This is a genomic window from Prescottella agglutinans, from assembly GCF_004011865.1.
Taxonomy (GTDB): Bacteria; Actinomycetota; Actinomycetes; order Mycobacteriales; family Mycobacteriaceae; genus Prescottella; species Prescottella agglutinans.
In genome coordinates, this window is the sequence record NZ_RKLP01000002.1 from 542,440 (window position 1) to 553,913 (window position 11,474).

10 protein-coding genes are annotated in these 11,474 nt (G+C 69.3%); all 10 read right to left on the bottom strand.

The annotated features are described in order from the left end of the window. Positions 1-11 precede the first annotated feature (11 nt). Positions 12-1,157, bottom strand: coding sequence for a sensor histidine kinase (locus EGT67_RS06550; RefSeq protein WP_421958102.1), 1,146 nt, complete (start codon positions 1,155-1,157; stop codon positions 12-14). A 59-nt stretch (positions 1,158-1,216) separates the two neighbouring features. Continuing rightward, entirely contained in the window at positions 1,217-2,404 is a 1,188-nt protein-coding gene (locus EGT67_RS06555) for a lipase family protein (RefSeq protein ID WP_127915239.1), read from the bottom strand. Positions 2,405-2,438: 34 nt separating this feature from the next. After that, positions 2,439-4,073 (bottom strand): Na+/H+ antiporter, encoded by a 1,635-nt coding sequence (locus EGT67_RS06560; protein WP_127915240.1) that lies wholly within the window; start codon positions 4,071-4,073, stop codon positions 2,439-2,441. A gap of 63 nt (positions 4,074-4,136) precedes the next feature. Continuing rightward, a complete protein-coding gene (locus tag EGT67_RS06565) occupies positions 4,137-4,328 on the bottom strand; it encodes an antitoxin (protein ID WP_127915241.1) in 192 nt (63 codons plus the stop codon). A 96-nt stretch (positions 4,329-4,424) separates the two neighbouring features. Then, the gene (locus EGT67_RS06570; RefSeq protein WP_127915242.1) at positions 4,425-5,111 is read right to left on the bottom strand and encodes a PaaI family thioesterase; all 687 of its coding nucleotides are present in this window, start codon (positions 5,109-5,111) and stop codon (positions 4,425-4,427) included. Between the two features lie 76 nt (positions 5,112-5,187). After that, positions 5,188-5,838, bottom strand: a complete 651-nt coding sequence (locus EGT67_RS06575) for a ScbR family autoregulator-binding transcription factor (RefSeq protein WP_127915243.1) — start codon at positions 5,836-5,838, stop codon at positions 5,188-5,190. A 36-nt stretch (positions 5,839-5,874) separates the two neighbouring features. After that, positions 5,875-7,029, bottom strand: coding sequence for a globin domain-containing protein (locus tag EGT67_RS06580; RefSeq protein ID WP_164877493.1), 1,155 nt, complete (start codon positions 7,027-7,029; stop codon positions 5,875-5,877). A gap of 44 nt (positions 7,030-7,073) precedes the next feature. Next, a complete protein-coding gene (locus EGT67_RS06585; RefSeq protein ID WP_127915245.1) occupies positions 7,074-7,481 on the bottom strand; it encodes a hypothetical protein in 408 nt (135 codons plus the stop codon). Between the two features lie 120 nt (positions 7,482-7,601). Further along, positions 7,602-8,753 (bottom strand): globin domain-containing protein, encoded by a 1,152-nt coding sequence (locus tag EGT67_RS06590; RefSeq protein WP_206612297.1) that lies wholly within the window; start codon positions 8,751-8,753, stop codon positions 7,602-7,604. A 160-nt stretch (positions 8,754-8,913) separates the two neighbouring features. Continuing rightward, positions 8,914-11,397: an HAD-IC family P-type ATPase gene (locus tag EGT67_RS06595; protein ID WP_127915246.1), complete on the bottom strand. Its 2,484-nt coding sequence runs from the start codon at positions 11,395-11,397 to the stop codon at positions 8,914-8,916. Positions 11,398-11,474 lie beyond the last annotated feature (77 nt).

Here is an 11,474-nt window from a genome sequence, read left to right on the forward strand (position 1 = left end):
AACGGTCGGGATCAGGCCCGGATCCCGGGACGGAACTTCGGCACCCGCATGCTGACCTTCGTGCCGGCACCGGGCGCGGTCTCGACGACCAGGCCGTAGTCGTTGCCGAACGCCGCCCGCAGCCGGTCGTCGACGTTCGCGAGACCCACGTGCGCGGCCTCGGACGTGCTCGGTCCGCCGGTCCGCGACGTGACGGCGTCCAACTCCCCGGAGCGCAGCAACTCCGGGTCCATCCCGAGGCCGTCGTCCTCGACGCTGATGATGCAGTCCGGGCCCGCGTCGGACGCGACGATCGTGACGGTCCCGCCGTCCGGCTTCCCGGACAGTCCGTGCCGCACGGCGTTCTCCACCAGCGGCTGCAGCGCCAGGAAGGGCAGCACCACGCTGAGCACCTCGGGCGAGATCTGCAGTCGCACCTCGAGGTTGTCACCGAACCGGGCCCGTTCCAGCGTGAGATACCGGTCGATGTTGCGCAGTTCGTCGGCGAGGACGGTGTACTCGCCCGCCGACCGGAACGAGTAGCGCGTGAAGTCGGCGAAGTCGAGCACGAGTTCGCGGGCGCGGTCGGGATCGGTCCGGACGAACGAGGCGATCGTGCCGAGCGCGTTGTAGATGAAATGAGGACTGATCTGCGCACGCAGGGCGCGCACCTCGGCGCGATCGAGTCGGGCCCGGGAGGCGTCGAGATCCGCGAGTTCGATCTGGCCGCACGCGTACCGCGCCACCTCGGTGAGCGCACCCAGCATCGCCGGGCCCGGCTCCGTCGTGGTGACCACGCCCAGCACTCCGACGACGCCGGTGCGCTCGATCAGCAACGGCTGCGCGACGACGGCTCGCACGTCGTGGTCGCCGGGCCCGCGCTCGAGGTCCCCCTGCCCCACCAGGACCCGCCGGCCGCCGTCGACGGCCCGCGCCGCCGCCGCGACGAACTGCCCGGACAGCGTCTCGTGCGGGCCGTTCCAGGCGAGCAGCGCGCCGTCCGGGCCGGCGATCGCGAGGGATTCGGCGCCGGTCAGGCGGCGCAGGTGCGGTGCGGCCTCCCGGGCGGACGACTCGTCGAGTCCGCGGCGCAGCGGCCCGGCCGCGAGCGACGCGGTGTGCAGCGTGTCGTGCACGGCCCGCTCGGCCGGTGTGGTGAGCACCCGCCGTGTCCGCATCGCGACGACGGTGGCCACCACCGCGACCACCACCACCAGCGCGGTCCACAGCACCGCGCTCACGGGGCCGCCTGGCCGGCGCACGTGTTCACGATCGGCGCGCCGGTGAACCGCCCCGTCACCCAGTCGACCGCGCCGGGCAGCGCACGCGAGTCGGCGTGCACGTCGTCGGCCCGGTATCGCAACTCGATCGCATCGCCGAGACCGCAGGCGCGGCCGACCGCCGCGGTGGTCCAGTCGGGGCGGATCAGGTTGTCGCGACCGGCGACCACCACCAGCATCGGCGCCGCCGCGCGACGCTGCGGCAGCGCGTCCTGCGCGAGCCACTCGCGCATCCGGACCACGTCATCGGTGCTGCGCGGGATCGTGTCGGCCGGGGTGACGCTGAGCGCCACCGACAGCTTCCTCGACGCGAGCGGCCCCGTGCACGAGCGCATCACGTCCCGGTTCTCGGTGAGCGGCCCGCGGATGTAGGCGCTCGCGTCGAGATCCGGGTGCGCTACCGCCAGGCCGTCGAGCAGCACCGGCAGGAACAACTGTTGCGGGACATCCAGATTCGGGGGCCCGTCGGAGACGATCGGGCTGAGGTCCGCGGGCGGCGACAGGCTCGCGGCGCCGACGAACTCGAGACCGTCACCGTACTGCTCCGCCTGCTCGGCGGCCGCCCACGATGCCTGCCCGCCCTGCGAGACCCCGATCGCCGCCCACCGCGTCGACGCGTCCGGAACCAGGAACCGCGCGGCCCGGACCGCGTCGATCAGGTTGTGCGCAGCCGTGATCGGCTCGAGGTACGGGTGCGGCCCGTCGGTGCCCAAGCCCTCGTAGTCGGTGACGGCGACGACCGTCCCGCGGGCCAGCAGGTCCCGGACCAGTCCGGCCGACCCCAACAGGTCGGGGGCGCGCGACGGTGCGCACTCGTCGAGCAGGCCGGTCGTCGGATGTCCCACCGTGACGATCGGCCACCCGCCGGGCGGCGCCTGCCCCGGCGGCACGAACAGGGTGCCCGACACCTCCGTGCCGCGGCCGTCGATGCCCGACGTCGACCGGTAGAGGATCCGATGGCCGGACAGTCCGGTGCCGGTGAACGGTTCGGCGGACGTCACGAGGCCACGCTCCGACGGATCGGGCAGCGTGATCGCCGTCGTGCCCGGCGTGGTCCCGGCGTCGGGCTCCCCGGCCGTCGCCGAGCAGCCCGCGACCGCCGCCGCACACGCGAGCGCGACGAGTACCGTCCTGATTCGGGTCACGGCTCGATTGTGCCCGTCCCGTCACCGGAGCGGATCATCCCCGCCGACGGCGCACGCGTTGTTCGGCCGCGGCCTCCTCGATGTCGCGCGATTCGAGTTCGGCCCGCAGCACCTCGTCGTCGAGGAGTCCCTCGTCGCGGGCCGCGATCAGGGCACTGCGCTGGGCCTGGAGCACGCGGCGCCGGACCGAATCGAACAACGTCCCCGCCTTCCGCAGCTCGGTGACGCTCTCGTCGTCGCCCTCGGCCTCTTCTACCTGCGCCTGCGCCCGGATGGACACGCGCACCCGGTTGAGTGCGCGGACGAACTGGTCGGGGTCGGTTCCGGGTGGCGGACCGGCCGCCACCTCGGCGAGTGCCTGATCGGCGGCGTCGGCAGCGATGCGTCGCGCCAGCTTCGTCTGCTGCCGGCCACGTTCGGCCTCCGCGGGATCCGCGACGTCCAGCCGCTCGATCAGGAACGGGATCGTCGACCCCTGGATCAGGAGCGTGCCCACCGCGACCACGAACGCGATCGCCTGGATCACGCCCCGGCCGGGGAAGGGCTCGCCCGACGCAGTCAGCACCGGGACGCCGCCCGCCGCCGCGAGAGTGACGACACCACGCATACCCGCCCACGAGACGACCAGCTTCTGCTTCCAGGTGAGCCCCGCGCGCGCCGCCGACCCGCGCCGCGGCACGAAGCGCAACCGCAGTCGCCCCCAGTTGAGGAACACCCACACCGGCCGCACCAGGATGACCACCACCAGGACCGCGAACCCGTACGCGAACACGTGGTGGACGGGGAGCCCCTCGTCGGCGACGTCGTCGATGACGAACTTGAGCTGCAGTCCCATGTACGCGAAGACGAACATCTCGAGCAGCTGGTCCAGCGTTGCCCACAGCGACCGTTCCTGGAGCCGGGTCGGGATCGAGACGTCGGTGGCGTGGTGACCCATGAGGAACCCGGCGACCACCACCGCGAGCACGCCGGAGGTGTGGATCTCCTCCGCGGCGAGGTAGGCGGTGAAGGGCAGCACCAGCCCGAGGACGGTCTCGAGCGGCGAGTCGTACATGCGCGCCCGCACGAGCCGCACGACCGTGGCCATCACGATGCCGATCACGACACCACCGGCGACCTCGTACAGGAAGAACAGCACCGGCTGCTCGACGACGACGCGGGTGCCCGCGACGGCGGCGACACCGACCGTGAACAGGGTCAGCGCGGTCGCGTCGTTGAGGAGCCCCTCGCCGGTGAGGATCGCCAGCACCCGTTTCGGCAGACCGAGCTTGCGGCCCACCGAGACCGCGCTGACGGCGTCGGTCGGCGACACCACCGCGCCGAGGACGAGCGCGGCACCCAGGGTCAGCTCCGGGACGAGCCAGTTCGCGAAGAACCCGACGGCGAACGCCGTCACCAGCACCAGCCCGACACCCAGGCGCAGGATGGGCGCGATGTTGCGCCGCAGGCTCGACAGGGAGAAGTCCAGGGCCGCCGAGTAGAGCAGCGGCGGGAGCACCAGCCCGAGGATGATCTCCGGGTCCAGTTCCAGCCGCGGCAATCCCGGGATGAAGGACGCCGCCGATCCGACGGCGACGAGAACGAGTGGTACCTGCAGGTCCCGGCGCTTCGCCAGGCCGGTCACCGCGATCGACACGATGACGACGAGGAGTACCAGGGTTCCGTTCACACGACGATTGTGCCGCCGAACGGCCCCTGGTCACTCATCTGCCGCGCCGTCACCGTCCGACGGTCACTCCTTCGGCGGCACAACCTTCTTCGCCGCCTCCGCAGCCTTGTCGATGTGCTCGCTGTACTTGCCGCCGGTCTTCTCGTCGGCGATGTCCGCGGCCTTGTCGATCACGTCCTGGACCTTGTCGGAATGCTCCGCAGCCAGTTCCTGGCCCTTGTCCACGAGTCCCTTGACCGAATCCATGAAGCCCATGCCGACATCCTCTCCACCTGGCGCACGCCTGCCGTGCCCACTGTCCAGTTTCACATCGATGCCGCCGCGGTCGCCACGGCGGCATCCGATCTCCGCTCAGGCGGATCCCGGAACCGGCAGCGCGCCCGACCCGTCCCCGGACCGCGCCCAGCGGGGCAGAATGAAAATGCCCTCCGCCTCGACGCACACGCCGTCGGGGCCGGCGAGATGGCCGGTGACGAACGTCTTGACGCCTTCGACGCGGTCGATCCGCGCCTCCGCGTGCAGCTTGCCGAGCGGGGTGGGGCGCCGGTAGCGCAGGGTGAGCGTCGCAGTCATCCCCGGTGCGCCACCGTGTTCGGCGGCCTCGCCGAGGACCTGGTCGAGCACAAGGGCCGAGATGCCGCCGTGCGTCAGGCCGGCCGGGCCCTCGTACGCCATGCCGAGTTCGAAGTCGGCCCACACCCGGCCGTCGGCCTCGCGGTTGATCACCACCGGCGGCGCGACCGCGTTCCGCAGGCCCACGACCGCGTTCCCCCACGCCCGCTTCGTTCCCGAGGCGCTCCACCGCACACCGTACGGGCTCTGCCGGGTCTGCTTGCCCAGCAACGCCTTCGCCGCCTCGATGTGCTCGTGCGCGCGACGGATGTCGTCCTCACCGACCTCGGTCGCCAACGCGACCTCGATCAGGTCCCGAACGCTCGCGGTCAGGGGGCCGTAGAGGTCGACCTCGCGCGCGATCTCCTCGTCCGTCAGACCGTCGTACACGTAGAGGACCTGCTGCTCCTCGACCGGTTCCGCCACAACGCCTCACTCCCGCAAGTACCCGATGTGCATCATGCACGTGACGTGCACACTACATATCGGGACCTGCCGGGGCTCACTCCCCCGCAGCACACCACCGGGCGGAGCGGACCGACCCGATCCGATCGTGCCGGGCGGCCGGCACGATTCCCGGCAGCAGCACCGCCCACATCTCGTCGACCCGCCGATCGAGGTCCCCGAAGAAGGTCCGCATCCGCGACACCGACTGGGCGCCGGCGACCGCGCAGATCAGGTGTCGCGCGAGCACCTGCGCGGAGACGGTGTCGGCGACGTCACCCTGCTCGATCGCGCGCTCGATCAAGCGGGTACAGCCGTCGGTCCAGGCGCTGTACGGATCCGACGGCCCGCTGTCCGCGCCCGACGAGCCCAGTTCGACGGTCAGGCGGATCCCGGCGCGCACGATCGGGTCGGTGATGATCTGCCGCGCCATCTCGTGGCACAGCATCACCGCCTGCTCGAGCGCCGACACCTCGGCCGCGGCGATCGCCTCGGTCGACGCCTCCGCGATGCCCCGCTGCTCCCGGATGATCGACTGCGCGAGACCGTCCTTGGATCCGAAGTGGAAGTACAACGCGCCCTTGGTGATTCGCGCACAGTCGACGATCTCGTCCACGCGCCCACCGTAGTACCCGAGCCGGTCGAAGATCTGCGCAGCACAGACCACGATCTGCTGCCGGGTCGCCACCGCACGAGCCTGCCGCGCCACCTGCCCCCCTCCGCCCGTATCCCTCGCCGGCCGACCTCAGTCGAAGCCCAGCCACGAGTCCGGGGTGAACACCTCGTAGTGGATGCGCTCCGGACGAACCCCCTTCACCACGGCGATCTTGCGAACCTGGCGCATGAATTGCGGCGATCCGCACAGGTACACGTCGGCGTTCCGGTCCCAGTCGTGCTGACGCAGCAGCCTGATGCCTTCCGCCACGTCGCCGACGTAGAAGGTGTCGATCGAACTCTGGCCCGCACACGCGCCGAGCAGTTCCAGGATCTGGTCACGATGCCCGAATGATTCCTCGTCGGTGTCGACGTGGAAGACCTGGATCGGGCGGCTGTCCAGGTCCCGGACCATCTTCTGGAGGACCGCGACCGTCAGCGCCGCACCCACCCCGGACGAACCCAGCACGATCGGGTCGTCGCCCGGCACCGGGTACGGCGTCCCCGAGGGGATCGACACCACGAGCGGGTACCCGACGCCGACCTCGGCGACGAGCTTGGTGGACACGCGGCCGCCCGGCACCGCGTTGACGGTGAACTCCCAGGTACCCGGCTCCTCGCCCAGCATCGCGGTGTACTGGCGGATCTGCCGACTGCCGTCCTCGTAGATCACCGAAACGGAGATGTACTGACCGGCCTCGAACTGCCGCATCGGGCTCTTTTCGTCTCCGGCGAGGGTGAACGCCCACATCCCCGGGGCGATCTCGCGGCGGCCGACGACCGTGAGCGTGGTCCAGACCTGCCCCGAGCGGACACCGGCCTTCTCGTACATCCCGGCTTCCTGCTTGATGAGCGAGTTCGCCATCAGCCAGTAGACCTCGTCCCACGCGGCCGCGACCTCCGCGGTCACGGCGTCGCCGAGCACCTGGACGATCGCCTTGAACAGGGCCCGATGGACCAGGTCGTAGTGCACCGGGGTGATGCCCAACGATGCGTGCTTGGCGGCGATTCGAGACATGACGTGATCGACCGGGGGCGCGTCCTCGGTCACCAGCAGGGTGGCGAAGGCCGCAATCGCGCCCGCGAGAGCCTTCTGCTGTTCCCCGCTCTCCTGGTTCGTCTCGTTGAAAAGGTCCTTCTCCAACGACGGGAGATTGTCGAACAGGTTGTCGTAGAAAATGCGGCTGATCTCGCCCAGGTTCTCGCCCACCACGGGGAGAGTCGCCTCGATGACGGGCAGGGACACGGGCGAAAGGAGGGACGAATTCGGCGCAACGGCGGCTTCGGACATCAGACAGTCACGACCTTTCGAGACCAATCGATAACGGCGGATAGAGCTTCGCTGACGCCCTGGTGAAAGGCGATCTGCACGGAGGATTCGGAAACACGATCATGGAATCCGGGACCGAACTTCTCCCGAAGGATTGCGACCATTCGAGCGACCGGCCCGGAAACGTCGATCGAGGAGGCGTGGGGGCGGTACAGGGCGTCGGACTCCTGGAACACCTCCAGAACCCCTTTCAGGTAGTACTGGATCTCCAGGGATTGCAGGTACGAATCGAGATCGGACATCGCCGACCCCCGCAATTCCGCGTCCCTGATCATCGAGAAGATCCCGCGGGTTGCCGCGAACGGTTCGTAGCGAAGCGATTCTCGATGATCGATCTCCGGGCCCACCCCCGGCCGGGTCAGGGTCATCGTTCTGATCGTTCACTTCCTGGACGCAACGAGCGTCCGCGACTGTGAAAGCGGCTGAAACAGAATATGGGTGGGGCCATATCGGAATGGCCCCACCCTGTATTCATACGTGTCGAGTTGTCAGGACCGGAGCCACGAGTCCGGCCCGAAGACCTCGTAGTGGATCCGGGAGTCGTCGACGCCGGCCACGGTGAGCAGTTTGTGGGTCGCCGCCACGAAGTCGACCGAGCCGCAGATGAGAGCGTGGTCGTTGTCCTCGAAAGTGCGCTCCTCGACTGCCTGGGGGAACGTCTCGTCGGGCTGCGTGTAGCAGAAGACGTGCTCGCCGCCCAGCTTGTCGACCAGATCAGCGGTCGCGTCGGCGAAGGCGTGCGATGCACCGTCCGGATCGGCGTGGATCACGACGACGGGGTTCTTCCGCCCCTGGGCGACCATGCCCCGGAGAATCCCGACGAACGGGGCGTTGCCGATGCCCTTGGACAGGAGGTACACGCGGCCGTCGCCCTCGGGGAGGCCGACGTCGCCGAAGGGGGGCGAGGCGACGACCGTCGATCCGGCCGTGACGTGGTCGTGGATGAAGTTGGACACCTCGCCGAGCGGATCGCTCTTGTCCCGCTTGACCGCCACCTCGATCCGGCCGTCGCCGAAGTCGACGATGGAGTACTGGCGGAGCTGACGGGCGCCGTCGGGGAGCGCGACCCCGATCGACAGGTACTGACCGGGAACGGGATCCTGGAACCCGCTGGCATCCAGGACGAGGGAGATCACGTCCTCGGTGCGCCGGACGACGTCCAGGACCTGGACCTCGCGGAGCACGGTGTCGGGGTCCACGTCGGCGGCCTTGTACAGCTGCTTCTCCGCGTCGATGAGCGCATTGGCCAGCAGCCAGTACACGGCGTCCCACGCCTCGGCGACCTCGGGGGTCACCGCCTCGCCGAGAACCTCGACGATGGCCTCGAACAGGAACTGGTGCACCACGTCGTACTGGGCTTCGCTGACGCCGAGCGATGCGTGCTTGTGCGCGATCCGGCCGATCGTCGTACGAGGATCCTCGTCGGTGTCCGAGATCAGGAGCGTCGCGAAGTTCGCGATGGAACCGGCCAGCGCCTTCTGCTGTTCGCCCCGAGCCTGGTTGCTCCTGTTGAACACGTCGCGCTCGAGCACCGGTGCCGCGTCGAAGAGCTTGGTGTAGAACAGCCCGGTGATGGCGCCGATGTTCTCGCCCACCACGGGCAGGGTCGCCCGAATCACCTCGGCATGCTTGTCAGACAACAGTTGCGCTGTAATGGCTCTCTCCCCTTCATCCCGACCGGAAACCCATTGGTCCGTCGTGTCTGCCGGACGGACTCTACAGACAGTGATCAACGAATTTGTCGGGAATGCGCAACCTGGCCCGGACCGACCGCCACCGCGGTTCCCGGGTACCGCGTCTTCACGCTCCGTGCACTCCCGGCAGGTCGTCGCTGGACGCGAACAGGCGCCGGTGCTCACCGTGGATCCGGCCGGTCACCCACCACGCGATCTCGACCAGGACGACGCCGACGGCCCCGATCGCGAACGCTCCGGTCGTGGCCGCGACATTGGACGGATCGAGCTTGAAGAACTCACGGGTGAAATCGAATCCGAACAGCACCACGTAGCCGAGCACCGAGCCCGCGAGCAGCACGATCTTCCACCACACGTACGGTCGCGCGACCACGGCGAGCACCCACAACGCGATCATGATGAGCGTGATCAGCGCCGTGGTGCTGGCCTGCTCGATCTGCTGTTCGGTGGCGTCGGGTCCCGCGTAGGCGAGCAGGTACGCGACGTAGGTCGCGACACCGATGATGACGCCCGACGGGATCGCCAACCGCATGACCCGGCCGACGAACCCCGATCGGGCCCGCTCGTTGTTCGGGGCCAGCGACAGGATGAACGACGGGATGCCGATCGTGAACCACGCCGCGATCGTCACGTGCCGCGGCAGGAACGGATACGGCAGCGGATCGAAGTGGAAGATCTGCGACGCCACGCCCGAGATGCCGATCAGGAACGCCAGCAGTACCGAGTACACGGTCTTGGTGAGGAACAGGTTCGAGACCCGTTCGATGTTGCCGATCACCCGCCTGCCCTCGCCGACGACGTACGGGAGCGTGGCGAACTTGTTGTCCAGCAGCACGATCTGCGCCACCGCGCGGGTCGCCGGGCTGCCCGAGCCCATCGCGACTCCGATGTCGGCGTCCTTGAGCGCGAGCACGTCGTTGACGCCGTCGCCGGTCATCGCGACCGTGTGCCCGCGCGACTGCAGGGCACCGACCATCGCACGCTTCTGGTCGGGGCGGACACGGCCGAACGTGGTGGCCTCGTCGAGGGTGTCGGCGAGTTCCTCGCGGTCCTCGGGCAGCTGACGGGCGTCGATCGCACGGTCGCCGCCGGGCAGCCCGAGCGACGTCGCGACGGCACCGACCGAGACGGCGTTGTCGCCGGAGATGACCTTGACCTGAACCTTCTGGCTCGCGAAGTACTCGAGCGTCTCGCGGGCGTCGGGGCGCACCTTCTGGTCGAGGACCACCAGGGCCCGCGGCGTCACGACTCCGGGGGCGTCGGGCGCGTCGACGGGACGGTCGCTGCTGCCGAGCAGCAGCACACGCAGCCCCTGCGCGCCGATCTCCTCGGCCTGGCGGGCCATGTCGCTGTCCGGGTCGAGCAGGACGTCGGGGGCGCCGAGCAGCCAGTTGCCGTTGTTGCCGTACGACTGGCCGCTCCACTTCTTGGCCGACGAGAACGGCGCGACGGCGGTGGGCTCCCAGCCCGGGTCGTCGGCGAGCGCCTCCCGGATCGCGAGCATGCTCGCGTTGGGGCGCGGGTCGTCGGCCGCCATCGCGGCGAGCGCGCGGGCGGCCTGAGTGTCGTCCGACTTGGCGGTGCGCAGCTCGGCGAGCTTCATGCCGTTCTCGGTGAGGGTGCCGGTCTTGTCGGCGCACACGACGTCGACGCGGGCCAGCCCCTCGATCGCGGGCAGTTCCTGCACCAGGCACTTGCGCTGTCCGAGCCGGATGACACCGACCGCGAACGCGATCGACGTCATCAGCACGAGACCCTCGGGGACCATGGGGACCAGGGCGGCGACCATGCCGTTGAGCGCGGGTCCGAGTGCCTGGCCGCTCGAGAACAGCTGGTTGTAGATGATCAGCAGACCGGCCGGAATCATCAGGTACGTGATGAACGTGAGGATCTTGTCGATGCCGCTGCGCAGTTCGGAATGGACCAGCGTGAACTTGCTGGCCTCCTCGGCCAGCTTCGCCGCGTACGCCTCGCGCCCCACCTTGGTGGCCCGGTAGGCGCCGCTGCCCGCGACGACGTAGCTGCCGGAGAGCACCTGCGCTCCGACCGGCTTGTGCACAGCGTCGGCCTCACCGGTGAGGAGCGACTCGTCCACCTCGAGCGCAGACGCCTCGACGATGATGCCGTCGACCACGATCTGGTCTCCGGGACCGAGTTCGATGATGTCGTCGAGCACCACGTCGCTGGGCGCGACGGCCGCGGACGCGCCGTCGCGACGGACCATCGGCTTGGCCTGACTGACGATCGCCAGCTGATCGAGTGTTCGTTTGGCGCGGATCTCCTGGATGATGCCGATCCCGCTGTTGGCGATGATCAGCAGACCGAACATCCCGTCGATGATCGACCCCGTCGACAGCACGATGATCAGCAGTACGCCCAGAATCGCGTTGATCCGGGTGAACACGTTCGCCCGAACGATGTCCTTGACCGAGCGACTCGCCCGGTCGGGGACGTCGTTGGTCTGCCCGTTCGCGACCCGCTGCGCCACCTCGTCGGCGGTCAGGCCGTTCTCGATGTGCCGGGGATCGGTCTCCAGGGTGCCGACAGCGCCGACTGTCGCGTCTTGGCCCAGTGACTCGTCCGTTGCCATGAAGGAAGGCTATTCCAACGCGCCGCCGCGGACTCGGATGGACCACGGTGCGGCGACGGCGGGGGCATGCTGTTGAC

Excerpts from the sequence above, each read along its gene's own strand:
- EGT67_RS06595 (WP_127915246.1), bottom strand. The coding sequence starts at position 11,397 with ATGGCAACGGACGAGTCACTGGGCCAAGACGCGACAGTCGGCGCTGTC.
- EGT67_RS06585 (WP_127915245.1), bottom strand. The coding sequence starts at position 7,481 with ATGACCCTGACCCGGCCGGGGGTGGGCCCGGAGATCGATCATCGAGAA.
- EGT67_RS06565 (WP_127915241.1), bottom strand. The coding sequence starts at position 4,328 with ATGGGCTTCATGGATTCGGTCAAGGGACTCGTGGACAAGGGCCAGGAA.
- EGT67_RS06550 (WP_421958102.1), bottom strand. The coding sequence starts at position 1,157 with ATGCGGACACGGCGGGTGCTCACCACACCGGCCGAGCGGGCCGTGCAC.